The following is a 21,510-nucleotide window of genomic DNA, read 5'->3' as shown; positions in this document are numbered from 1 at the left end:
GCGAGGGGAGCAAGGGCTCCGATCAGCCGTAGAAGAGCTTCTCGAACACGCGGCGCGCGCGCCGCGTGGCGCCGAGGTAGTCCTCCTCGACCTGCGTGGCCGAGCGCGGCGGATACTCCAGCAGGCGGCCGATGCCGTCGAGCCGGCGACGATCGGTGGGGAGGATGTCGCTGGTCTGGCCCGACAGCAGCGTGTTCGCCGACCGCAGCCGACTCGCCAGGCGCCACGCCTCGGCGAGCCGCTGGGCCGCCGTCTCCCCCACCAGCCCGGCCTCGACCGCCGCGCGCAAAGCGTCCATCGTCGAGGTGGTGCGCAATCCCTCGATGCGGTGGCCGTGCTGCAGCTGCAACAGTTGCACCAGCCACTCCACGTCACTGAGCGACCCCGGGCCCAGCTTCAAGTGCCGCGAGCGGTCGGTGCCCTGGGGCAGTCGTTCGTTCTCTACTCGCGCCTTGATGCGCTTGATCTCGCGGACACCCTGCGGGTCGGCGGTGGCCGGGTACCGCACCGCGTCGGCCATCTCCGTGAACGCGCGGATGAGCTTGACGCTGCCGGCCACGCCCCGTGCGCGCAGCAGCGCCTGCGCCTCCCACGCCACGGACCATCGGCGGTAGTACTCCGCATAGGCCTCGAGCGAGCGCACCAGGGGGCCGTTGCGGCCCTCGGGACGCAGATCCGCGTCGAGGTCCAGCGGCACGCGGCTGTCCTCCGAGTAGGTGCGCAGCCCCGCGACGAGCTGCAGCGCCAGCGCGTGGGCGCGCTGCGGATCCACGCCGTTCGGGCGATACACGTACAGCACATCGGCGTCGGAGCCGAAGCCGAGCTCCGCACCCCCGAAACGACCCATCGCGATCACCGAGAAGTCCAGCGCGTCGTCCTCGGCGGGCACGACCTCGCGTCGCACCGCCCGCAGCGTCGCCTGGATCGTGACCTCGGTCACCGTCGTGAGCGCGTGCGCGATGTCCTCGATCGTGAGGTCCTCGAGCATGGATGCCATCGCCAGCCGCAGCAGCTCCCGGCGCCGCAGCGCCCGCACGGCGCGCATCGCGTCGTCGATGGTGCGGTGCCGGGACTGGATGGCCCGTGCCTCCTCCTCGAGCACGACTCCGGCGCGCGGGCGCAGCTGCTCCCCCGAGTCGAGCCAGGCGACGGACTCCGGGATCCACTCCATGAGCTCGCCCACATAGCGCGAGCCGGAGAGCACATGCGTGAGCCGCTCGGCCGCTCCCGAAGAGTCGCGCAACATGCGCAGGAACCACGGGGTGTCGCCCAGGCGCTCGCTGATGCGGCGGAAGGCCAGCAGGCCGTAGTCGGGATCGACACCGTCGGCGAACCACCGCAGCATGATGGGCATGAGGTGCCGCTGGATCGCCGCTTTGCGACTGATGCCGCTGGTCAGCGCGCCGATGTGACGCAGCGCGCCCGCGGGGTCTTGGAACCCGATCGCCGCGAGACGATCGTGCGCCTGCGCGGGCGAGAGCGTCTGCTCCTCGGGCGGCAGCGCCGCCACGGCCGACAGCAGCGGCTTGTAGAACAGGCGCACGTGGATCTCGCGCACCTCGCGCTTCACCGACTCCCACAGCCGCCACACGGCGTCGCCGCTGTCGGCGAGCCGGGACGCCCGCGCCAGCTCCCGAAGCCCTTCGGGGGTGCGGGGCATGAGATGCGTGCGGCTGAGACCTCTGAGCTGCAGGCGGTGCTCCAGCACCCGCAGCACCCGGTAGTCGCGCGCGAACACCGCGGCATCCGCCCGGGCGATGTAACCCTCCGCCACCAGAGCATCGAGGGCGTCCAGGGTGCCGCGCTGACGCACGGCCTCGTCCGCGAGGCCGTGCACCAGTTGCAGGAGCTGCACGGTGAACTCGATGTCGCGGATGCCCCCGGGGCCGAGTTTGAGCTGGTAGGCCACCTCGTCCCCGGGGATGTGCTCGGTGACGCGTTCGCGCATGCGCTGCACGCTGTCGACGAAGTTCTCGCGCGCGGCGCTGGTCCACACCTTCGGCTGCACAGCCGCGACGTAGCGATCGCCGAGCTCGGCATCGCCGGCGAGAGGACGCGCTTTGAGGAGCGCCTGGAACTCCCAGCTCTTGGCCCAGCGATCGTAGTAGGCCAGATGGGAGTCGAGACTGCGCACCAGGGCACCCTGCTTGCCCTCGGGGCGCAGGTTCGCGTCGACCTCCCACAACGGCGGCTCGATCTCGACGCTGGAGATGCCGCGCATGGTGAGCACCGCGAGGCGTGTCGCGATGTCGATGATGCGGTTCTCCCCCAGCTCCTCGAGGACGTCCGGGGCTCCCCCACCGACGAAGATGACATCGACGTCGCTGACGTAGTTGAGTTCCCGCGCCCCGGCTTTGCCCATGCCGATGATCGCCAGCCGGGTGCCCGCGACGTGTTCCCGGGAGAACAGGCCGGGGCCGGTCGGGCCGCTCACCCGGGCGCGCGCGACGCTGAGGGATGCTTCGAGTGCCGCTCCCGCGGCATCGGCCAGCGCGGCCGCGACCGGTGCGAGCGCGTCGTCGGGTGATGGACTGCGCAGATCGAACACGGCGATGCGCGCCAGCATCCGCCGATAGCGCACCCGCAGCGCCACCCAATCCGCGTCGTCGCCGCCCGCGGCGAAGCCGTCGGCCGCGCCCACCGACTGCAGCAGGCTCTGCGTCAGCTCGGCGGCGGTGGGCAGAGTCCCGGGTTCGGACGGCAGGTGCGCCAGCTCCTGAGGATGCCGCAGGTAGAACTCCCCGAAACCCCGGGACGCCCCCAGCAGGGCCCACGCCGAGCGGCCCGCGCCGCCGGGCGAGAACAGCGCGCGCACCGGCTCCGGGTCACGCCGTGCGATGCGGGCGAACGCCTCCAGCGCACCGTTGGGGTCGGCGGCCACCGCGGCATCCGCGATGAGCGTCTCCCGCGGGATGCCGAGCGTTTCCACGAGTTCGGCGGCGAGCCGGTCTGCCTCGGCGAGGCCGGTGAATCCCAGACGCGCCAGAGCGGTGAGGGCCGACGACCGTTCGCTCGTGGACATACGCGGCTGCCTAGAGCATCTCCAGGTTGCTCTTCAGCTCGTAGGGAGTGACCTGTGTGCGGTACTCCTGCCACTCGCGCCGCTTGTTCAGCAGCACGTAGTTGAAGACCTGCTCACCGAGGGTCTCTGCCACGAGCTCGGAATCCTCCATGCGCTCGAGCGCGCGGTCGAGGCTGGCCGGCAGCGGCGGGTAGCCCAGCGCGCGTCGCTCGGCGTCGCTGAGAGACCACACGTTGTCTTCGGCCTCGGGCGGCAGCTCGTAGCCCTCTTCGATGCCCTTGAGCCCGGCGGCGAGCATGAGCGCATACGCGAGGTACGGGTTGGCTGCCGAGTCGAGTCCGCGGTACTCGACACGCGTGGACTGGCCCTTGTGCGGCTTGTACATCGGCACGCGCACGAGCGCGGAGCGGTTGTTGTGTCCCCAGCAGATGAAGCTGGGAGCCTCGTCGCCGCCCCACAGCCGCTTGTACGAGTTGACGAACTGGTTCGTCACGGCCGAGATCTCGGCGGCGTGCTTGAGCAGCCCGGCGATGAACTGACGGCCGGTCTTGGACAGCTGATACTGCGCGCCCTCTTCGTAGAACGCGTTGGTGTCGCCTTCGAACAGCGACATGTGCGTGTGCATGCCGCTGCCGGGCTTGCCCGAGAGGGGCTTGGGCATGAAGGTCGCGTAGACGCCCTGCTCGATCGCGACCTCTTTGACGACCGTGCGGAACGTCATGATGTTGTCGGCGGTGGCCAGCGCGTCGGCGTAGCGCAGGTCGATCTCGTTCTGCCCCGGGCCACCCTCGTGGTGGCTGTACTCGACGGAGATGCCGAGGTCCTCCAGCATGCGCACCGAGCGCCGGCGGAAGTCGTGGGCGGTCCCGCCGGGAACGTTGTCGAAGTAGCCGGCGGAGTCCACCGGCTCGGGACCATCCGGCCCGTACGACGACGACTTCAGCAGGTAGAACTCGATCTCGGGATGCGTGTAGAAGGTGAAACCGGCATCCGCCGCCTTCGCCAGAGTGCGCTTGAGCACGTGACGCGGGTCGGCGACCGCCGGCTGCCCGTCAGGCGTCGTGATGTCGCAGAACATGCGCGCCGTCGGGTCGATCTCGCCGCGCCACGGCAGCACCTGGAAGGTCGACGGGTCGGGGTGGGCGAGCAGATCGGACTCGTAGGAGCGGGTGAGCCCCTCGATGGCCGATCCGTCGAACCCGAGGCCCTCGTTGAACGCGCCCTCGACCTCGGCCGGTGCGATCGCCACCGATTTGAGGGTGCCGATCACATCGGTGAACCACAGGCGGACGAACTTGACGCCGCGCTCCTCGATCGTGCGCAGTACGAAGTCACGCTGCTTGTCCATCGCTTCCCCTCCGGCGGGTGTCGCCTTCGGCCAGCCTACTGGTCGTCGGCGGGTGCTCCGGTGCGCGACGAACCCGATCCCCAGGCATCGTCGCGTGCCTCTTCCTCGGCCCATGCCCGGGACCGCTCCGCCAGACGCTGAGGGGCGCGCGCGGCCTCTTCCTCGGTGTCGAAAGGACCCGCACGATCGACGGCCGGGGACTCGAACCCGCGCTCGACCTTGCCGGTGGTGAGGTTGTACCAGTACTTCTCGTCGCCGCTCATCATGCTCCCGTCGTCGGTGTGCACGCCCGATCCTACTGAGAGCCCCTGACAGCCTGGATAGGCTGAGGGCATGGCGACTGACACGACCCGCGCCGTCGGGGTGGACATCGGCGGCACCGGCATCAAGGGGGCACTCGTCGACCTGACCGACGGCACCCTGCTCACCGACCGCGTGAAGGTGCGCACGCCCGCCGGCGCCGAGCCGGCCGACGTGCTCGATGCGGTGCGCGAGGTGCTCGACACGCTGGGCGTGACCGACGCCGCCGTGCCGCTCGGCGTGGCCTTCCCCGCGATCGTCAAGCACGGCCGCACGCTCTCGGCCGCCAATGTCGCCGACACCTGGGTGGGTTTCGAGGCGGAAGCCTTCTTCGAGCAGGGACTCGGACGCGAGATCCACTTCGCCAACGACGCCGACGTGGCGGGCGTCGCCGAGCTGCGCTTCGGTGCCGCCCGGGGCCAGGAGGGTCTGACCATCCTCACCACGCTGGGCACCGGCATCGGCTCGGCGATGATCTACGACGGCGTCGTGATCCCCAACTCCGAGCTCGGTCATCTGAACCGCGCCGGAGCGATGGAGGATGCCGAGGTGTACGCGGCCTACTCCGCGATGGAGCGGGAGAACCTCGATTGGGGCCCGTGGGCGGAGCGGCTGCAGTGGTACTACAGCCACGTGGAGTTCCTCTTCAGCCCCGACCTGTTCGTCGTCGGCGGGGGCGTCTCGAAGCACGCGGACAAGTTCCTGCCGCTGCTGGACCTGCGCACCCCGATCGTGCCGGCCGTGCACCGCAACAACGCCGGCATCATCGGCGCCGCCGCCCTGGCGCTCGCCAGCGCCGGTGTGGATGCCACCGGCGGCGCGGCCGGGCCGCTCGCCGACGCCACGACAGCCTGACGGCGGGCGGCAGCACGGCGAGAGCGCGAATGGGCCGGCCTGTACGCCGGGTTCTGTTCGGGGGCCGAAGCCCCGTCGACGGTCATCTCTCTCGGCGACACGTTGCCGTGCCGCTCCAGCGGCCTACCCGGGGACTCGGCGGGCCGCGTCGTCATCCCCTGTCTGGCCTTGCTCCGGACGAGGTTTACCTTGCGGGTCGTGTCACCACGACCCCGGTGGTCTCTTACACCACCCTTTCACCCTTACCGGGACCTGAGTCCCGGCGGTCTGCTCTCTGTGGCACTGTCTCGCGGATCGCTCCGGGTGGGTGTTACCCACCGTCCTGCCCTGTGGAGCCCGGACGTTCCTCGGCGCGGTTTCCCGCGACGCGACCGTCCGGCCGACCCATTCGCCCCTCAACCCTACCGTCGGTGCGGCGGTGCACGCCGACGCGCCGCAGGGACGCATTGCCGACCCCTCGAGCGTGGGGTAGTCTCGCCGCATTGGGGAACGAGCGCTTGGGGGTGCTCGTCATCAGCCTTTGGGGAGGCATGATGTACTTTCGTACGTCCGTTTCGGCGATCGCGCTGGCCGCGCTCGTGCTCATCGGGGTTCCGACCGCCGCGTCAGCGGCATCGACCCCTCCACCGGGAGACGGGGCAGGCGGCAGCGATCTGCCCGTGAGCCCTGACCCGTACACGCCGGATCTGCTGATCCAGCCGAGTCTGGCGGGGTCGTTCGCCGTCGGCGAGTGCCTGAGCGGTGCGCCGTGGATCGACTACTCGCTCGTCTTGACCGATCCCGACGAACAGATCGACGAGACGGCCGCGACACTCGTGCTGACGAACGGCGTGCAGTCGACGGCGCCGATTCCGCTGGGCGACCTGGTCGACGGCCGCCTGGAGGGACGGGTGCTCTGGCCCGGTGCCGCGGTCGGCCCCAGTGGGGCGGGCGTCGGATGGCCCGGCTACGAGCTGGCCGACGGCGAGTGGGTGCGCACGGACGGCAACTTCGCGTGGACGCGTGGCGAGGTCACTGCGGTGCTCCACGTCAACCCGAGCGTCTCCGTGCCGATCTCCTACCCGCAGGCGACGCCGGCGTGCCTCACGGCGCCCTCCGGCGCGGTCGCGGCCGTTTCGGGTGGCCTGGCCATCACGGGCGGCTCCGCCGCCGCAGCCCTGCCGCTGGGGCTGGGGGCCGGTGCGCTCGTCGCCGGCGGTGCAGGCCTGCTGCTGCTCCGCCGCCGCTCGACGCGCTCGTGACCCGCCCGCCTTCAGCGCACCGGACCGATCCGGTGCGCGGGGCGGTGCTGGCCAGTGTCGTGATGCTCTGCCTGGTGGTCGCGGCGCTCGCCTGGGTCGTCGTCCGCATCGCACAGGCGGGGCTCGGGCTGTCCGATGCCGCAGCGGTGGCTCGGGAACTCCCTCCCGCGATCGCCGAGGGCGACCTCGGCGCCGCGACGGACGCCGTGCGGTCACTGTCCGCCTCCGCCGACCGCGCCGCTCAGGCGACGAGCGATCCGGCCTGGGCCGTCGCCGAGGCCCTGCCCTGGTTCGGCGACGACCTCAGCGCCGTCGCCGTGCTCGCTGGACACGGTCGCGCTCTCGCTGCGGCCGGCGTCGAGCTCACGGACGCAGCCGCGGATCTCGCTGACGCCCCCGACGATGACGCGGTCGTCGACGTCGCGGCGCTCGCCGAGATGCAGACGCCGCTCAGGACCGCAGCAGAGGCCGCCTCCGACGCCCGCACGAGCGTCCATGCCCTGGCTCCCGCCGGTCTGCTGCCGCCCATCGCCTCCGGAGTGCGTGCGCTGCGGGTGCTCCTGGACGAGGTGGAGCCGGCACTGCAGAGCGCAGCGGCGGTGATCGGCGTTCTGCCCGGCGTGCTCGGGGCGGAGGGTCCCCACACCCTGCTGGTGATGATCCAGAACAACGCGGAGCTTCGCGCCGGCGGCGGCATCACCGGGTCCTTCGCCCTGCTCGACGCCGATCAGGGGGTGCTCTCGCTGCGTGACCAGGCCGACTCGAGCGAGTTCCCACTTCTCACCGAACCGATCATGCCGGTGCCCGCCGACACCACCGCGCTGTACGGCGACGGCCTCGCGCGCTTCGTGCAGAACACGTCGATGACCGCCGACTTCGCCGTGACCGGGGCGCTGGCGTCCGCCTGGTGGCACGGGCGCACGGGAACGACGCCGGATGCCGTGCTGTCGCTGGACCCGCTGGTGGTGCGCGCGCTGCTCGCGCAGACCGGTCCCGTCACACTCGCCGACGGCACCGAACTGACCGCCGAGAACCTCGTCGACCGCGTGCTGGTGGAGCCGTACACGACCCTCGACGCCCGCGAGCAGACCGTGTTCCTGCAGAGCGTCACCGACTCCCTGTTCACGGCACTGACCGAACGTGGGATGGAACCGCTCGCGTGGATGCGCGCACTGGCGGACCCGGTGGCCACCGGGCGGGTGTCGCTGTGGAGTGCCGACCCCGTCGCGCAGGCGACGCTCGACGGAACCGCCCTCGGCGGTTCCGCGGCACGGCACCGCGCCGCCGAAGCGCTCGCGTTCGCGGTGTACTTCAACGACACGACCGGCGGAAAGATGGATGTCTTCCTCGGCACCGAGATCGACGTCGACGGCCTCTGCCGCACCGACGGTCGCCCCGAGCTGACGGTCACTCTCACACTCGACAGCCGTGCACCCGCCGAGGCCGCCGTGTTGCCGCCGAGTGTCACCGGCGGCGGGCACTGGGGCGTGCCACCGGGAGAGATCGGCACCATCGTCTCGGTCGCCGCACCCGAAGGCTGGTCGCCGGCCGGTGTCCGGCGGGACGGCGCCGCAGAGCCGTCCGTCGAAGCCGTCGAAGCGGGCTTCCCCACGGCAGCAGCGCAGCTGCGGCTCGCACCGGGTGCGTCGGGGTCCCTCGAGTTCCGTTTCGTGGGCCCGCCCGGGGCGGTGTCCGCACCGCGCATCCTCCACACACCGATGGTGCACGCGCCCGTGATCACCTCGACCGCGCCGACGTGCGGCTGAGTCAGTCCTTCAGCGCAGACTCCGAGATCCGCACGTCGAGCGGGAAGTCGATCGGGAACTCTCCGAAAAGCAGGCGCCCGGCGGATGCCGCGGCCTCGGCGACCGCGTGGGCTGCGGCATCCGCCTGCGCCGCCGGCGCGTGCACGATCACCTCGTCATGGAGGAACAGCGCCAGATGGGACCGGCGTGCGAAGGCGGGGCCTGAGCGCGGAGCCGCGTCGCTCGCAGGCACCGGCGGGAGGGCCGCGAGTCGGTTGCGCAGGTCGGCGAGCCAGCACAGCGCCCACTCCGCCGCCGTCCCCTGCACCACGAAATTGCGGGTGAACCTGCCGCGGTCCCCCGCCCAGCGGCGCGCGCGCGACTCGTCGGCCGCGGTCGCCTCCGGTCCGCCCGCCGCGGCCTGCACGGCGTGCCACTGCGCCGGGGGCGGCGGCGAGGTGCGGCCCAGCCGGGTGGCGACGACGCCGCCGTCCTCGCCGGTGCGAGCGGCGTCGTCGACGAGCGCCATCGCCCGCGGGAAGGTGCGCCGCAATGCCGGAACGAGCCGCCCACTGTCGCCCGTCGTGGCCCCGTACATGGCACCGAGCATCGCGACCTTCGCCTCGGCCCGCGTCTGCACGGCGCCGCGTTGCACCACGCCGGCGTACAGGTCGCGCCCGCGCGCGGCATCCGCCAGGACTGTGTCGCCCGCCATGGCCGCCAGCACCCTCGGCTCCAGCTGGGCCACGTCGGCGACCACGAGCACCCAGCCCGGGTCGGCACGCACCGCCGCTCGCAGCTGGCGCGGCAGCTGCAGCGCGCCACCGCCCGACGACGCCCACCGACCCGTCACCACGCCGCCCGGCACGTAGACCGGGCGGAACCGGCCATCGTGCACCCAGGCGTCGAGCCATGCCCAGCCGTTGGCACTGAGGAGGCGTGCGAGCCTCTTGTACTCCAGCAGCGGCTCGATCGCCGGATGCTCGTAGCGGGTGAGCTCCCACTTGCTCGTCGACGACGCGTCGATGCCTGCGCGGTGCAGCGCACGCAACAGCTTCGGCTGCGAGTCCAGGCTCAGCTGGGGGTCGCCCAGCGCGGCGCGCACCCGATCGGCGGCAGCCTGCAGCGCTCGCGGCACTCCCCCGCCGGCGGGACGGGGGCCGAGCACGGCGGTCAGCAGCTCGTCGTGCGCGTCAACGTCCCACGGGAGTCCCGCCGCCCGCAGCTCGGCCGCCACCAGGGCCCCGGCGGACTCCGCCGCCAGCAGCAGCCGCAGCCGTCCCGGATCGCGCGCGGAAGCGACGGCGGCATGCTGGCGCTGCAGCTCCGCGATCGCGTCGTCGAGCCCCTCCGGCAGGCCCGGCGCGGATGCCGCATCGAGCTCGAACAGCGTCGGCGCCGCATCGCTCGGGATCGCGGCAGCGGCGTCCCATCCTTCGGCGGCGCGCAGATCGGATGGGTCCGCCACGAGCACGCTGTCCCGCAGGATGGCGTGACAGAGCCTCAGGTCGCGACAGCGGGCGACCCGGATGCCGCCGGCGAGCAGACCGTCGTACCAGGTGGGGGTGTCGCCCCACACCCATCGCGGTGCGTGCGCCTCCTCCCTGGCAGCCACCCACGCCGGCAGGTCGCCGATCGGCTCCCGGCGCACTTCCGTGCCGGCATCATCGACGAACGCGGCGGCCATTCCGTCGGCGGTGCGGCCGACGACGATCCACGCCGGCGCGGGGTCAGCTGCGGACACCCGCCGTGCCGGTCACAGGCCGGACTCCTCCGTGCGCACCAGGATGCAGCCGCATTCGGGGCAGGTCACGACGGTGTCGGCAGGGGTGTCGCGGATGGCCTGGCGGTCGGTGCCGGAAAGCACCATCCGGCATCCCTCGCAGGTGCCGCGCCGCAGCAGGGCGGCGCCGACCGCGGAACGGGCGGCGATGCGGTCGTACATCGCGACGAGTTCGGCGGGCAGCTCCCCCACGATGGCGGCGCGATCGCGGGCGGCTTCATCGAGACGTGCGGTCGCCTCGGCGACCACGGCCTTCGCCTCGTCGGAGAGCCGGGACCCCTCGGCGTTGGTCTCGGCGATGAGGGCTTCCTGGGCGGCGACCTCGGCGTCGGCACGCTCGAGCTTCTCCATCACCTCGAGCTCGGCATCCTCCAGCGCACTGCGGCGCTTGCCGAGCGACGCGATCTCGTGCTCGAGGCCCTGCGCCTCCTTGGCGTTCGCGCTGGTCGTGAGGCGCTGCGCGTCGCGGTCGCTGCGGGCCTGCACGACCGCGACGTCCGCCTCGATGCGCGCCAGCTCGGTGCGGGCGTCGTCGCGCGCTCCGAGCAGCTGAGCGAGCTGCTGGTTGTAGGTCTGTCGCTGCGCGAGCAGCTCCTTGACGCGGGCGGCCTGCGGGGGCTGGGCGCGGGTGCGCTCGGCCTGACCGATGCGTGCGTCGAGGTCGGCGATGTCGAGGAGTCGGCGCTGGTCGGCGGGGCTGGCGTTCACGTCTCCAACCTACCTCCCGTGCGCGCCCGCCACCGAGGCTTAGGATGGCGGGTGGCCGGTTGGCGCAGCGGTAGCGCAGCTCCTTTACACGGAGAAGGTCACCAGTTCGATCCTGGTACCGGCCACGACGCGCGTCGCACCCGCATTTCCCCCGGCCCACCCCGCGCCGCGCGCCGCCTGAGTGGGTAGGCTGAACGATGGCGCGTTGTGTGGTGCGAACAAAGCCCCCGCTCCCTGCGCCGCGTGTACCTGGCACGATCTGCCATAGAGAAAGGTCTTCCGTGACTGTCAACGATCAGGATCCGTACTCGCAGGAGGCCCTCGACAGCGACCCGGAGGAGACCTCCGAGTGGCAGGAGTCGCTCTCTCAGCTCGTCGATGCCAAGGGTTCCGGCCGCGGCCGCGAGATCATGCTCAGCCTGCTGCAGAAGTCGCACGAGCTGCAGCTGAACGTGCCGCAGGTGCCGACCACGGACTACATCAACACCATCGCGCCTGAGAACGAGCCCGAGTTCCCCGGCGACGAGGAGCTCGAACGCCGCTACCGCCGCTGGATCCGCTGGAACGCCGCCATCACGGTGCACCGCGCCCAGCGCCCGGGGATCGGTGTCGGCGGACACATCTCCACCTACGCCTCGTCCGCATCGCTGTACGAAGTCGGGTTCAACCACTTCTTCCGCGGGCTCGACGACCCGTCCGGCGGCGACCAGGTCTTCATCCAGGGCCACGCCTCCCCCGGCATCTACGCACGCTCGTTCCTCGAGGGACGCCTCAGCGCCGACCAGCTCGACGGGTTCCGCCAGGAGGCGTCCAAGGCGCCCAACGGCATCCCGTCCTACCCGCACCCTCGCCTCATGCCGGACTACTGGCAGTTCCCGACCGTGTCGATGGGCCTCGGGCCGATCAACGCGATCTACCAGGCGATGACGAACAAGTACCTGACGAACCGAGGGATCAAGGACGCCTCCGACTCCCACGTGTGGGCGTTCCTCGGCGACGGCGAGATGGACGAGGTCGAGAGCCGCGGACAGCTGCAGGTCGCAGCCAACGAGGGCCTCGACAACCTCACCTTCGTCGTCAACTGCAACCTGCAGCGCCTGGACGGCCCGGTCCGCGGCAACGGCAAGATCATCCAGGAGCTCGAGAGCTTCTTCCGCGGCGCCGGCTGGAACGTCATCAAGGTCGTCTGGGGCCGCGGCTGGGATGAGCTGCTGTCGCAGGACGACGAGGGCGCCCTGGTGCGTCTGATGAACACCACGCCCGACGGTGACTTCCAGACCTACCGCGCCGAGGACGGCAAGTTCATCCGCGACCACTTCTTCGGTCGCGACGAGCGCACGGCCAAGATGGTCGAGGACTGGTCCGACGACGACATCTGGGGCAAGCTCCGTCGCGGCGGGCTGGACTACCAGAAGGTCTACGCCGCCTACAAGACGGCGCTGGCGCACAAGGGCCAGCCGACGGTCATCCTGGCGAAGACCATCAAGGGCTACGGTCTGGGTCACCACTTCGAGGGACGCAATGCGACCCACCAGATGAAGAAGATGACCCTCGAAGACCTCAAGCACTTCCGCGACTCCATGCGCATCCCGATCTCGGACGCGCAACTCGAGGAGAACCCCTACCTGCCGCCGTACTACCACCCCGGCATGGAGGACGACACGATCCGCTACATGGTGGAGCGCCGCCGCAACCTGGGCGGCTTCCTGCCCGAGCGCCGCAGCACCCACGTGCCGATCAGCCTCCCCGACGACAGCGCCTACGCGCTGCCGAAGAAGGGGTCGGGCACGCAGGAGATCGCCACGACGATGGCGTTCGTCCGCCTGCTCAAGGACCTGCTGCGCGCGAAGGACTTCGGCCACCGCATCGTCCCGATCATCCCGGACGAGGCGCGCACGTTCGGCATCGACGCGTACTTCCCGACGGCGAAGATCTACAACCCGCACGGGCAGAACTACACCTCCGTCGACCGCGAGCTGCTGCTGGCCTACAAGGAGAGCCCGCAGGGCCAGATCCTGCACGTCGGCATCAACGAGGCCGGCGCGGTGGCGGCGTTCACCAACGTGGGCACGTCGTACGCCACGCACGGCGAGCCGCTGATCCCGGTGTACGTCTTCTACTCGATGTTCGGCTTCCAGCGCACGGGCGACGCCCAGTGGGCCGCCGGCGACCAGATGGCGCGCGGATTCATCATCGGCGCGACCGCCGGCCGCACCACGCTCACCGGTGAGGGCCTGCAGCACGCGGACGGACACTCGCACATGCTGGCGGCCACCAACCCCGCCACCGTCTCGTACGACCCCGCGTTCGGCTACGAGATCGCGCACATCGTGCGCTCCGGTCTCGAGCGCATGTACGGCGGGTCGCACCCCGACCCCAACGTCATGTACTACCTCACGGTGTACAACGAGCCGCTGGTGCAGCCGGCCGAGCCCGAGGGCGTGGACGTGGACGGCATCGTCCGCGGCATCCACCGCATCTCGGTCGGCGAGGGCGACGGGCCGCGCGCACAGCTGCTCGCCTCGGGTGTCGGTGTGCCGTGGGCTCAGGAGGCGCAGCGCCTGCTGAAGGACGACTGGGGTGTGATCGCCGATGTGTGGTCGGTGACCTCGTGGACCGAGCTGCGCCGCGACGGCCTGGCCGCCGACGAGCACAACTTCCTGCACCCGACCGAGGAGCCGCGCACCGCGTACATCACCGAGAAGCTGCGCGACGCGCAGGGTCCGGTCGTCGCGGTCAGCGACTTCATGCACGCCGTGCAGGACCAGATCCGCCCCTGGGTGCCGCAGCGTTTCGCGACGCTCGGCGCCGACGGCTTCGGGTTCTCGGACACCCGCCCCGCAGCGCGTCGCTTCTTCAAGATCGACGGGCCGTCGATCGTGGTGCGCACGCTGCAGGCGCTGGCCGATGAGGGCGTCGTGGACCGCGGTCTGTCCGCTCAGGCGATCGAGAAGTACCGCCTGTACGACGTCACCGCGGGCACGAGCGGCAACGCGGGCGGGGAAAGCTGATCGAGCGCATGTCCGCCGCCCCCACCGCATCGGAGAAGGCCGAGACGCTCGCTTGGCTGCGGCGCATCTCGGGCGACCTCGCGACGGCGACCATCAAGCGACTGGAGGACACGCTCCCCTGGTACGCGGAGATGCCGCCGGCGCGACGGTCGGCGGTGGGGCTGGTGGCGCAGGCCGGCATCACGTCGTTCATCCAGTGGTACGACGACCCGACGTCCACACCCTGGATCGCGGCGGACATCTTCGCCGCGGCGCCGCGTGAACTGCTGCGCAGTGTCAGCCTGACCCAGACGTTGCAGCTGATCCGCGTGACGGTCGCCGTGACCGAGGAGCGTGTGGCCGGTCGCGACGAGGATCTGCGCGAGGCGATCCTGCTCTACTCGCGCGAGGTCGCCTTCGCCGCGGCCGACGTCTACGCCCGTGCCGCCGAGGCGCGCGGCCTGTGGGATGCGCGGCTCGAGGCACTGGTGGTGGACTCGATCCTCACCGGTGAGACCGACGAGGAACTGCCGAGTCGCATCGCCGCCCTCGGGTGGCACGGCCACGGCGAGGTCGCGGTGCTCGTGGGCACCACGCCCCCGCAGTTCGACGTCGACCAGGTGCGGCGCATGGCGCGCAAGCTCGACGTCGACGTGCTGATCGGCGTGCAGGGCTCCCGCCTCGTGCTGGTGCTCGGTCGCTCGCAGCCGCCCGGCAAGGAGGAGTCCTCCGAGCCGGAGATGCCCTTCCCCGAGATCGCGCAGCGCCTGGAGCCGTGCTTCGGCCCTGGCTATCTCGTGCTCGGCCCGGCCGTGCCCGCGCTGGTCGAAGCGAGCCAGAGCGCCCGCGCTGCCCTCGCCGGGTTCGCCGTGGCGCGCGCGTGGCGCAACGCTCCGCGGCCTGTCGAAGCCGACGATCTGCTTCCCGAGCGCGCCCTCGCCGGCGACTCGGTAGCCAAGCAGACGCTCGTCGAGCGCATCTACCGCCCGCTGCAGGCTCACAGCACCGACCTGGTGGCGACGCTGTGGAGCTATCTCGACAACGGCAGGTCGCTCGAAGCGACCGCACGCGAGCTGTTCGTGCATCCGAACACCGTGCGATACCGGCTCAAGCGCGTCTCCGATGTCATCGGCTGGGATGCCACCGGCCCCCGCGAGGCGCTCATCCTGCAGACCGCGCTCATCCTGGGTTCGATCGGCACGGACGCGGCCCGCCGTCGGCCCGCACCGCACCGCCGCCAGCACGCGTGATGTTGTACGCCGCGCACAAGGGTTTCTTTCATTCTTGTGAGGCGTTCGCCAGAACCCGCCGGGGAGTTGTTGGCAGGATGGTCAAGTGATCATCGCCGTCTTCCCCGGTCAGGGCTCGCAGACCCCCGGGTTCCTCTCCCCCTGGCTGGACGTCGACGGCGCGCGCGAGCGCCTGCAGGCCGCGTCCGACGCGGCGGGCGTCGACCTGCTCGCCGCCGGCACCGAATGGGATGCCGATCGCATCCGCGACACCGCCGTGGCCCAGCCGCTCATCGTCGCTGCGAGCCTGCTGTCCTGGGACGCGCTCGTCGCGCACGCGCCGGCGCGCCCTGCCGGCGTCGCCGGGCACTCGGTCGGCGAGATCTCTGCCCTGGTGGCGGCCGGCGTGCTCACCGAGCACGAGGGTATGCGGCTGGTCGGCATCCGCGGGCGGGCGATGGCCGATGCCGCTGCGGCAGAGCAGTCCGGCATGAGCGCGGTCATCGGCGGCGACCAGGATGCCGTCGTGGCGCGTCTGTCGGAACTCGACCTCGCGCCCGCGAACTACAACGGCGGCGGCCAGATCGTCGCCGCGGGCGCTTCGGCCGCGCTGGCTGAACTCGCCGCCACCCCCGTGGCCGGCACCCGGGTCATCCCGCTGCAGGTGGCCGGCGCGTTCCACACCCGATACATGCTTCCCGCCGTCGAGACGCTGCGCACCGCTGCGGCCGACGTGCAGCCCGCCGACCCGGCGGTGACACTGTGGACCAACCACGACGGCTCCACGGTCAGCGGCGGCCGCGAAGCGCTCGATCTGCTGGTGGCCCAGGTCGCCTCGCCTGTCCGGTGGGACCTCTGCATGGCATCCTTCGCCGAGCACGGCGTGACCGGCATCATCGAACTCTCCCCCGCCGGTACGCTGACGGGACTGGCCAAGCGGGCGCTGCGCGGCGTGCCGACGGTGGCCGTGAAGACCCCCGACGACCTGGCCGCCGCGGCGGCCATGCTGGGAGCATGAACATGAGCGTGACCCTCCGCCAGGCCTCCGGGCCCGCCCACACCCGCATCTACGCCTACGGCGCGGCCCGCGGCGAGATCGCGGTGCCCAACGACGACCTCATCGGCCCCATCGACTCGAGCGACGAGTGGATCCGCCAGCGGACCGGCATCGTCACCCGCACGCGCGCCGTGGCCGGGACGACCGCCGTCGACCTGGCTGCCGACGCCGCCGCCGAGGCCGTGGCGCGTTCCGGCGTCGACCCGGCTGCGATCGACGCCGTGATCGTGGCGACCGTCTCCAACCCGAAGCAGACCCCCTCGGTGTCGGCCATCGTCGCCGACCGCATCGGCGCCAACCCCGCCGCGGCATACGACGTCAACGCCGCCTGCGCCGGGTTCGCCTACGCCGTCGCGCAGGCCGACGCCCTCATCCGCGCGGGAGCCGCCCACTACGCCGTCGTCGTCGGCGCCGAGAAGCTCAGCGACATCGTCGACCCCACCGACCGCTCGATCTCGTTCCTGCTCGGCGACGGCGCGGGCGCCGTGGTCATCGGGCCCAGCGAGACCCCCGGCATCGGCCCCACCGTCTGGGGGTCCGACGGCTCCAAGGCCGATGCGGTCGGGATGAACCACACGCTCGTGGACTTCCGCGACGGCAAAGCGCCGTGGCCGACGCTCCGCCAGGAGGGGCCCACGGTGTTCCGCTGGGCCGTCTGGGAGATGGTGAAGGTGGCACGCCAGGCCCTGGAAGAGGCCGGCGTCACCGCTGACGATCTCGCCGCGTTCGTGCCGCACCAGGCGAACATGCGGATCATCGACGAGTTCGCCAAGCAGCTGAAGCTGCCGGAGTCGGTCGTGATCGGTCGCGACATCGAGACGACGGGCAACACCTCCGCGGCATCCATCCCCCTCGCCACCCACCGGCTGCTCGAGGAGCATCCCGAGCTGTCGGGCGGACTCGCGCTGCAGATCGGCTTCGGCGCCGGCCTGGTGTTCGGCGCGCAGGTGGTCGTGCTGCCCTGAGCGCGACGACCGCCACCCTAAACTGAACAGCGGCCCGCCGGGCCGCAGCACCTCGAAGAAACCCCCAGAACAGGAGCATCCCATGGCTTACACGAACGACGAGGTCCTTGCCGGACTTGCCGAACTGATCACCGACGAGACAGGCATCTCCGCCGACGAGGTCGCCATGGAGAAGTCGTTCACCGACGACCTCGACATCGACTCCATCTCGATGATGACGATCGTCGTCAACGCCGAGGAGAAGTTCGGCGTCACCATCCCCGACGAAGAGGTCAAGAACCTCAAGACCGTCGGCGACGCCGTCACCTACATCACGTCCAACCAGGCCTGAGTCGGCAACGGTGGGGGCTCGTCCCCCACCCCGCCGGCGTGGAGGAACCACCCGCATGAGCGCTCCCCGCATCGTCGTCACCGGAATCGGCGCCTCGTCGCCGATCGGCGGCACCGCGCCAGAAAGCTGGTCGGCCCTGCTGGCCGGCGCCTCCGGCGCGCGCACGCTCGAGTACGACTGGGTCGAGAAGTACCAGTTGCCGGTGACGTTCGCCGCGCAGGCCGCCGTGCGGCCCGACACCGTGCTCGCTCGTCCCGTCGCCAAGCGACTCGACCCGGCATCGCAGTTCGCCATGGTCGCGGCGATGGAGGCCTGGGCGGATGCCGGCGAGCCCGAGGTCGACCCCGAGCGCCTCGGCGTTGATTTCGCGACCGGCATCGGCGGGGTGTGGACGCTGCTCGACGCATGGGACACGCTGCGCGAGAAGGGGCCGCGTCGGGTCCTCCCGATGACCGTTCCCATGCTCATGCCCAACGCCGCGGCGGGCAACCTGTCCCTGCACTTCGGCGCCCGCGCCTACGCGCGCACCGTCGCCAGCGCCTGCGCCTCGAGCACCGAGTCGATCGTGAACGCCGTCGAGCACATCCGTGCCGGGTACGCCGATGTGGTGATCGCCGGCGGCACTGAGTCGGCGATCCACCCGATCACGATCGCGTCGTTCGCGTCGATGCAGGCGCTGTCGCGTCGCAACGACGACCCCGCGACGGCGTCGCGCCCGGCGAGCATCGACCGCGACGGCTTCGTCATGGGCGAGGGCGCGGGCGTGCTGATCCTCGAGACCGAGGAGCATGCCAAGGCGCGCGGCGCGAAGATCTACGCCGTCGTGGCCGGCGGCGGAGTGACGGCCGACTCGTACCACATCACCGCCAACGACCCGGAGGGCGTCGGCGCGGCGCGCGCCGTGACGATGGCACTCGCCCAGGCGGATGCTTCCCCCGATGAGGTCACGCACATCAACGCGCATGCCACCTCGACGCCGGTGGGCGACCCCAACGAGTACCAGGCGCTGCGAAAGGTGTTCGGCGACCGCGTGGGCGAGATCCCCGTCTCGGCCACCAAGGCGTCGACCGGCCACCTGCTGGGCGGCACCGGAGCCCTCGAGGCGATCTTCACGGTGCTCGCGCTACGCGACGGCGTGGCACCGCCGACGATCAACCTCACCGAGCAGGACCCGGCCGTGCCGTTCCGGCTCTCCGGCCAGCCGACGCCCCTCGGCGACGGCGACCAGCTGGCGATCAGCAACTCGTTCGGCTTCGGCGGACACAACGCGGTCGCGGCGTTCCGTTCGGTCTGACCGCGCATCACATACGACGCCCCCGGATCCGCGACAGTGCGGCATCCGGGGGCGTCTTGTGTGTCAGGCGGTGCGGACGATGTCCCGCTCCCCGGGGAATCTCACCGAGATGCGGTACCGGCGCCTCGTACCGTCTGAGTTCGTCAGGCGGGCCGGTCAGCCCACCTTGTGCAGCCAGACGACGGGCGCGTCGTCGCTCGCATGCCGGAACGGCTCCAGCTCCTCATCCCACGCCGACCCGAGCGCCACCAGCAGCTCTCGCTGCAGTTCGACCGGATCGCCGCCGGCGACCTCCATCGCGTAGCGCACGCGGTCCTCGCCGATCACGATGTTGCCGGCGGTATCGGTCTGGGCGAAGTGGATGCCGAGGCCGGGCGTGTGCAACCACCGGCCGCCGTCGCTGCGGGGTGTGGGATCCTCGCTGACCTCGAACCGAAGATGCTCCCAGCCGCGGATCGCCGTCGCCAGCGCCGCTCCGGTGCCGGCGGGGGCTTCCCAGTAGAACTCGGCGCGGCGCGTGCCCGAGAGCACGGGCTGCTCCGCCCACTCGAAGCTCACGGCGCGGCCGAGAACCCGACCGACCGCCCACTCCAGGTGCGGGCACAACGCACGCGGCGCCGAGTGAACATAGATCACTCCGCGCGCTTGTGGTGTCGCCATGATCTCTCCTTCGTCAGGTACGTCTTCCCCTACGACCTGATGTGGAGCACGGCGGGCTATTCGCTTGTGTCGCCATTATCGCGGACGGGCGAGCGAAATCACAAGTGTGTAACTCCTGACCGCTTCGGCGCGCCGGCCGGCTCGATGTTCAGCGCTCCGGTGTGCAATGCCTGAGGGCACCGCAGGATTCTTGTAGGGCGGGTGGGACTTGAACCCACGATCGTCGGGTTATGAGCCCGCTGCCTTGACCAGCTTGGCCACCGCCCCTCGCCCCACGAGCATATCGGGCGCTCGGTCAGGCCCGCGGATCCTCGTCGGCGCCGCTGTCGGCATCCTTCGAGCTGCCGCGCAGGAACGGCAGCTCCTGGCTCTCGGAGATCACCTGGGGATGGTAGCGAGCCAGCGTCATGACACCCCAGATCGCGATGGCACCGGCCATGGCGAACATGACGAAGCCCCAGACCGGCACCGCGGCGCCTTCACCCAGCACCAGCAGGCCGATCAGCACGGCGACCATCGGGTCGACCACGGTGAGGCCGGCGATGACCAGGTCGGGCGGGCCCGACGAGTAGGCGGTCTGCACGAAGTAGGCGCCCAGAGCGGTGCCGGCGAGCAGGGCGGCGATGCACAGCACCGTGAGCCACTCGAAGTCGCCGGACTGGATGCGCTTGATGACGATCTTCGCGAGTGTCGCCACGAAGCCGTAGACGATGCCAGCGGCGAGGATGTAGAAGAGGGCCCGGATGCCGTGGCGGCGGCGCACCAGCAGCCACGACGCGACGAGCGCGGCCGCGACGACCGCGAGGATCACGAGCACGGTGATCAGCTGGCGGTTGGTCACGGTCTGCTCCACCGCGAACAGCGCCGCCACGATGACGAACCAGAAGATGCCGCCGACGCACGCGATGATCGCGAGCAGCGAGCGCCTCGTCGGTGCGTGACCGGTGTAGTGCGCGTTGAGCAGGGTCGTGATGACCAGCGCCACCGCGCCGAGGGGCTGCACGACGATGAGCGGGGCGAACGCGAGAGCGCCGAGCTGGCAGACGATCGCCAGCCCGAGCATCAGCGTGCCGACCACCCACGACGGCCTCGCGAGCAGCTGACGCAGCTGCCCGCCCGTCAGGCCCGTCGACCCGTCGGTGCCGCTCAGCCGCTCGACCTTCGCCACGCCGCGGTGCTGGTACTGGGCACCGAACGACATGAAGACCGCGCCGGCCAACGCCAGCGGGATTCCCAACAACAGACCCGGGTTCTGGAACGCGCCGACGAGCTGATCGCCGACGTCCCCGATACCCACCTCCCACATCACCCCTCGACGATAGCGCCATGGTCGGCTCGGTAGGCTCAAGGCGTGGCTGTTCTACCGATTCGCATCATGGGCGATCCCGTCCTGCACTCCCCCGCCTCTCCCGTCGAGGAGATCACCGATGACGTGCGGCGCCTCGTCGCCGACATGTTCGAGACGATGGATGCCGCGCCCGGCGTCGGACTCGCCGCACCACAGGTCGGCGTGGCGCTGCGCATCTACACCTACAACTACGAGGACGACGAGGGCCGCCCCTGGCGCGGCGTCATCATCAACCCTGAGCTCTGGATGCGCCCCCTCGAGCCCGGCTCCCCCGACCCGGACGCCGAGTCGGAAGGGTGTCTGTCCGTCCCCGGCGAGCGGTTCCCGCTCCGTCGCTCCGATGAGGTGCTCGTCACCGGAACCGACCTCGAGGGTGAGCCTGTGCGCATCCAGGTGGACGGCTGGCGCGCCCGGATCATGCAGCACGAGTTCGACCACCTCGACGGCATCCTCTATGTCGACCGCCTCGACGACGGCGACTGGAAGACCGTGCAGAAGATCGCCCGCAAGCGCGGGTGGGGTCGCCCCGGCGTCAGCTGGATGCCGGGCGTCGACAACCTCGACGCCTGACCCCTACCCTTCCGGACGGCGCGGAGCTATCGTTACTCGATAGATTTCCATCGTTACGCGGAGG

The 21,510-nt window shown here is 71.0% G+C and carries 17 protein-coding genes, 2 tRNA genes and 1 other RNA gene; 11 read left to right on the top strand and 9 right to left on the bottom strand.

The window, feature by feature from the left end; all coding sequences use genetic code 11:
• Nucleotides 1–22 precede the first annotated feature (22 nt).
• Genes NQ165_RS02125 through NQ165_RS02115 form a run of 3 tightly spaced genes read right to left on the bottom strand, consistent with a single transcriptional unit; the run spans nt 23 to nt 4,657 of the window.
• Entirely contained in the window at nt 23–3,022 is a 3,000-nt protein-coding gene (locus tag NQ165_RS02125) for a bifunctional [glutamine synthetase] adenylyltransferase/[glutamine synthetase]-adenylyl-L-tyrosine phosphorylase (protein WP_257530835.1), read from the bottom strand.
• Nucleotides 3,023–3,032: 10 nt separating this feature from the next.
• Nucleotides 3,033–4,370, bottom strand: a complete 1,338-nt coding sequence (gene glnA, locus NQ165_RS02120; protein WP_257530833.1) for a type I glutamate--ammonia ligase — start codon at nt 4,368–4,370, stop codon at nt 3,033–3,035.
• A gap of 35 nt (nt 4,371–4,405) precedes the next feature.
• Nucleotides 4,406–4,657 (bottom strand): SPOR domain-containing protein, encoded by a 252-nt coding sequence (locus NQ165_RS02115; protein ID WP_257530831.1) that lies wholly within the window; start codon nt 4,655–4,657, stop codon nt 4,406–4,408.
• Between the two features lie 46 nt (nt 4,658–4,703).
• On the opposite strand from NQ165_RS02115, the gene ppgK reads away from it, so the two are divergent.
• Nucleotides 4,704–5,525 carry a polyphosphate--glucose phosphotransferase gene (gene ppgK / locus NQ165_RS02110; protein WP_257530829.1) on the top strand — a complete coding sequence of 274 codons (822 nt, stop codon included), beginning with the start codon at nt 4,704–4,706 and terminating at the stop codon, nt 5,523–5,525.
• A 26-nt stretch (nt 5,526–5,551) separates the two neighbouring features.
• Here the strand turns inward: ppgK and rnpB are convergent.
• Nucleotides 5,552–5,912, bottom strand: an RNA gene (gene rnpB / locus NQ165_RS02105) — RNase P RNA component class A.
• 143 nt (nt 5,913–6,055) lie between these two features.
• Between rnpB and NQ165_RS02100 the strand changes: the two genes are divergently transcribed.
• The gene (locus NQ165_RS02100; protein ID WP_257530827.1) at nt 6,056–6,766 is read left to right on the top strand and encodes a cell wall protein; all 711 of its coding nucleotides are present in this window, start codon (nt 6,056–6,058) and stop codon (nt 6,764–6,766) included.
• The gene (locus tag NQ165_RS02095; RefSeq protein WP_257530825.1) at nt 6,763–8,532 is read left to right on the top strand and encodes a DUF4012 domain-containing protein; all 1,770 of its coding nucleotides are present in this window, start codon (nt 6,763–6,765) and stop codon (nt 8,530–8,532) included. Before NQ165_RS02100 ends, NQ165_RS02095 begins: the two co-directional genes overlap by 4 nt.
• A gap of 1 nt (nt 8,533) precedes the next feature.
• Here the strand turns inward: NQ165_RS02095 and NQ165_RS02090 are convergent, their stop codons facing one another.
• Both NQ165_RS02090 and NQ165_RS02085 read right to left on the bottom strand, forming a co-directional pair.
• The gene (locus NQ165_RS02090; RefSeq protein ID WP_257531719.1) at nt 8,534–10,198 is read right to left on the bottom strand and encodes a bifunctional 3'-5' exonuclease/DNA polymerase; all 1,665 of its coding nucleotides are present in this window, start codon (nt 10,196–10,198) and stop codon (nt 8,534–8,536) included.
• A gap of 69 nt (nt 10,199–10,267) precedes the next feature.
• A complete protein-coding gene (locus tag NQ165_RS02085) occupies nt 10,268–11,002 on the bottom strand; it encodes a zinc ribbon domain-containing protein (protein ID WP_257530822.1) in 735 nt (244 codons plus the stop codon).
• Nucleotides 11,003–11,055: 53 nt separating this feature from the next.
• Between NQ165_RS02085 and NQ165_RS02080 the strand changes: the two genes are divergently transcribed.
• The 7 genes from NQ165_RS02080 to NQ165_RS02050 all read left to right on the top strand — a co-directional run bounded on the left by NQ165_RS02080 (nt 11,056) and on the right by NQ165_RS02050 (nt 18,868).
• Nucleotides 11,056–11,127: transfer RNA gene (locus tag NQ165_RS02080), tRNA-Val, on the top strand.
• A 156-nt stretch (nt 11,128–11,283) separates the two neighbouring features.
• On the top strand, nt 11,284–14,013 hold the full coding sequence (aceE, locus tag NQ165_RS02075; RefSeq protein WP_257530820.1) for a pyruvate dehydrogenase (acetyl-transferring), homodimeric type: 2,730 nt from the start codon (nt 11,284–11,286) through the stop codon (nt 14,011–14,013).
• Nucleotides 14,014–14,021: 8 nt separating this feature from the next.
• On the top strand, nt 14,022–15,242 hold the full coding sequence (locus tag NQ165_RS02070; protein WP_257530818.1) for a CdaR family transcriptional regulator: 1,221 nt from the start codon (nt 14,022–14,024) through the stop codon (nt 15,240–15,242).
• Between the two features lie 85 nt (nt 15,243–15,327).
• Nucleotides 15,328–16,239, top strand: a complete 912-nt coding sequence (locus NQ165_RS02065) for an ACP S-malonyltransferase (RefSeq protein WP_257530816.1) — start codon at nt 15,328–15,330, stop codon at nt 16,237–16,239.
• 2 nt (nt 16,240–16,241) lie between these two features.
• Entirely contained in the window at nt 16,242–17,243 is a 1,002-nt protein-coding gene (locus NQ165_RS02060) for a beta-ketoacyl-ACP synthase III (RefSeq protein WP_257530814.1), read from the top strand.
• An 82-nt stretch (nt 17,244–17,325) separates the two neighbouring features.
• A complete protein-coding gene (locus NQ165_RS02055; protein ID WP_257530812.1) occupies nt 17,326–17,574 on the top strand; it encodes an acyl carrier protein in 249 nt (82 codons plus the stop codon).
• Nucleotides 17,575–17,629: 55 nt separating this feature from the next.
• Complete coding sequence (locus tag NQ165_RS02050) at nt 17,630–18,868, top strand: beta-ketoacyl synthase (protein WP_257530810.1); 1,239 nt, start codon at nt 17,630–17,632, stop codon at nt 18,866–18,868.
• 156 nt (nt 18,869–19,024) lie between these two features.
• Here the strand turns inward: NQ165_RS02050 and NQ165_RS02045 are convergent, their stop codons facing one another.
• The 3 genes from NQ165_RS02045 to NQ165_RS02035 all read right to left on the bottom strand — a co-directional run bounded on the left by NQ165_RS02045 (nt 19,025) and on the right by NQ165_RS02035 (nt 20,834).
• Nucleotides 19,025–19,528, bottom strand: a complete 504-nt coding sequence (locus NQ165_RS02045) for a DUF3145 domain-containing protein (RefSeq protein ID WP_257530808.1) — start codon at nt 19,526–19,528, stop codon at nt 19,025–19,027.
• A gap of 193 nt (nt 19,529–19,721) precedes the next feature.
• A tRNA-Ile gene (locus tag NQ165_RS02040) sits at nt 19,722–19,795 on the bottom strand.
• 28 nt (nt 19,796–19,823) lie between these two features.
• Nucleotides 19,824–20,834 (bottom strand): DMT family transporter, encoded by a 1,011-nt coding sequence (locus NQ165_RS02035; RefSeq protein ID WP_257531718.1) that lies wholly within the window; start codon nt 20,832–20,834, stop codon nt 19,824–19,826.
• Nucleotides 20,835–20,879: 45 nt separating this feature from the next.
• Between NQ165_RS02035 and def the strand changes: the two genes are divergently transcribed.
• Nucleotides 20,880–21,446 carry a peptide deformylase gene (def, locus tag NQ165_RS02030; RefSeq protein ID WP_257530806.1) on the top strand — a complete coding sequence of 189 codons (567 nt, stop codon included), beginning with the start codon at nt 20,880–20,882 and terminating at the stop codon, nt 21,444–21,446.
• Nucleotides 21,447–21,510: the final 64 nt, after the last annotated feature.

The organism is Microbacterium sp. zg.Y1084 (genome assembly GCF_024623595.1).
Taxonomy (GTDB): domain Bacteria; phylum Actinomycetota; class Actinomycetes; order Actinomycetales; family Microbacteriaceae; genus Microbacterium; species Microbacterium wangruii.
This window is presented reverse-complemented; position numbering and strand designations above follow the sequence as displayed.

Bases quoted from the DNA above. Each gene is read 5' to 3' on its own strand.
- NQ165_RS02125 (WP_257530835.1), bottom strand. From the start codon at position 3,022: ATGTCCACGAGCGAACGGTCGTCGGCCCTCACCGCTCTGGCGCGTCTG.
- glnA (WP_257530833.1), bottom strand. From the start codon at position 4,370: ATGGACAAGCAGCGTGACTTCGTACTGCGCACGATCGAGGAGCGCGGC.
- ppgK (WP_257530829.1), top strand. From the start codon at position 4,704: ATGGCGACTGACACGACCCGCGCCGTCGGGGTGGACATCGGCGGCACC.
- NQ165_RS02100 (WP_257530827.1), top strand. From the start codon at position 6,056: ATGATGTACTTTCGTACGTCCGTTTCGGCGATCGCGCTGGCCGCGCTC.
- NQ165_RS02090 (WP_257531719.1), bottom strand. From the start codon at position 10,198: ATGGCCGCCGCGTTCGTCGATGATGCCGGCACGGAAGTGCGCCGGGAG.
- NQ165_RS02070 (WP_257530818.1), top strand. From the start codon at position 14,022: ATGTCCGCCGCCCCCACCGCATCGGAGAAGGCCGAGACGCTCGCTTGG.
- NQ165_RS02060 (WP_257530814.1), top strand. From the start codon at position 16,242: ATGAGCGTGACCCTCCGCCAGGCCTCCGGGCCCGCCCACACCCGCATC.
- NQ165_RS02055 (WP_257530812.1), top strand. From the start codon at position 17,326: ATGGCTTACACGAACGACGAGGTCCTTGCCGGACTTGCCGAACTGATC.
- NQ165_RS02050 (WP_257530810.1), top strand. From the start codon at position 17,630: ATGAGCGCTCCCCGCATCGTCGTCACCGGAATCGGCGCCTCGTCGCCG.
- NQ165_RS02045 (WP_257530808.1), bottom strand. From the start codon at position 19,528: ATGGCGACACCACAAGCGCGCGGAGTGATCTATGTTCACTCGGCGCCG.
- NQ165_RS02035 (WP_257531718.1), bottom strand. From the start codon at position 20,834: ATGTGGGAGGTGGGTATCGGGGACGTCGGCGATCAGCTCGTCGGCGCG.